The sequence below is a fragment of the Polaromonas sp. P1_E1_2 genome (assembly GCF_056406035.1).
In genome coordinates, this window is record NZ_JBFUAZ010000742.1 from 1 (window position 1) to 1772 (window position 1772).

Consider the following 1772-nt stretch of genomic DNA (forward strand, 5'->3'; position numbering starts at 1 on the left):
ATCCGCTGGATATGGCTGTCGACGGCCAGGGGCTGTTCATCCTCAGGGACGCGGAGGGGAAGATCACCTATACGCGCGCGGGCCAGTTCAAATTCAATGGTGACGGCGTGCTCGTGAACCAGGGGGACAACGCGAAAGTCATGGGCCGTGGCTCCGACGGAGGCCTCACCGAAATCAGCCTCGCCGGGCTGAGCACCAATGCGGGAAAGGCTACCGCGAATGTCAAGTTCAACGGCAATATTTCCAGTACCCTCACCGACCAGACTGTCGGCGGCGTACGGGTCATCGATGCGCTGGGCGGCGCCCATACCCTCAGCGTCAAATTCACCAACACGGACGCGACAACAGCTGGAAGCTGGAAGGTTGAATTGCTCGACGGCACCACGGTGGTTGCGACCCGCCAGATTATTTTTTTTGACGGCAAGCCGACCGCAGCGACCTCGAAACTCAGCGTGAGCTATACGCCAGTTGGAAGCGCGGCGATTCCGCTGCTGCTGGACTTCAGCACCGACGTGACCTCCTTTGCGGCGGGCAACCTGTCCACGCTCGCCATGTCTTCGCAGGATGGCGTCACGCCGGGTGCCTTGACCCAGGCCAGTTTTGATTCCACGGGGACCCTGGTGCTAGGTTATTCGAACAGCCAGAGTGTCAAGGGCGCGCGCCTGGCCCTTGGCCGCTTCGACTCGCTGGATGCGGTGGGTACGGTGGGCGACAACCAGTTCAGTGCGCTGGATCCGGAGCACTGGGTGACAGGCAGCGCGGAGGAGGGCGGCTTTGGTTCGATTCGCTCCTCTTCCGTGGAGATTGCCAACGTGGACCTCTCGCAGGAGTTTAGCGACCTGGTGGTGATGCAGCGAGGCTTTCAGGCGAGCTCGCAGGTAATCTCGACGGCCAATGAGATGCTGCAGGAACTGTTTGCGCTGAAAGGCAAATAATGGCCGATGCTTCTGTTGCAGGGAAAGTCCTGGTGTCGGAAGCCGACGCCGCTCCAAAACTCCGCGAGCTCAGGGTATTTTCCACTGACCGGCGCGCACGTGTGAGCGCCACTATTTCAGCGATGCTTATGTCGTGGCGTAGTGCATGGGATTGGCGTGGCAAGAGTCTGGACGCAGAGAGTTTTCAGGTTGTGGTCCGCGGTGCCGTCGATCCGGTGTACGCCGCCTGGAATCCAAAATGGCTGGTTTGCGAGCCTTCCGATCCCGGCGCCGGTTTGCTGAGAATGCGCTGCCGTGCGGGCGATGTTGATGTGGCGGCACCTGAATTCCCGGTGGAGCGTTTTGCCACCTGGCTATGGGGCACGGCGGACGAGCGCCAGTTGCCCGAACCCGCTCCGGCGCTGGCATCTATGGCGGCGGAGATGGCGCGGTCCATGTGGCAGGATTTCCAGCAGCGATGGGCTATTGCCTGTACACCGCCCGGTGCTGTCGCTGGCACGCCGCTGAAGATGGAGGGGCGAACGGTCGACTGGCCGCGCCCGCATGAATTTTCCGGCACTTTGCTGGTCGAGTTCTCCGCCGCGGACCTGCAATGGACGGTGGCGCTGGAAGCGGCCAGCGTGGACGCCATCCTCGCCAAGGCCGGCGAGGAAAAGCCGCGCGCTACGCAGAAACCGTTCAGGCAAGCCGACCGCGTTCGCGTCGATGAGGCCTTGCGCCAACGCACGCTGGCGCTCGATGCCTATTTGCTTCCATGCACCATTTCGCTGGGCGCGCTCCAAGGCCTGCGGGTCGGTGACGTCATCGCGCTTGAGCACCCGCTGGACCACCCTTCAC

Annotated in this window: 2 protein-coding genes; both read left to right on the top strand. The window is 62.4% G+C overall.

Annotated elements, in window-relative coordinates; translation table 11 throughout:
- On the top strand, positions 1 to 935 hold a 935-nt coding region (locus tag AC1D1P_RS22390), incomplete at its 5' end, for a flagellar hook-basal body complex protein (protein ID WP_477674500.1).
- Positions 935 to 1772 (top strand): hypothetical protein (locus AC1D1P_RS22395; protein WP_477674501.1); only part of this gene is annotated, 838 nt, incomplete at its 3' end. The genes AC1D1P_RS22390 and AC1D1P_RS22395, both read left to right, overlap by 1 nt.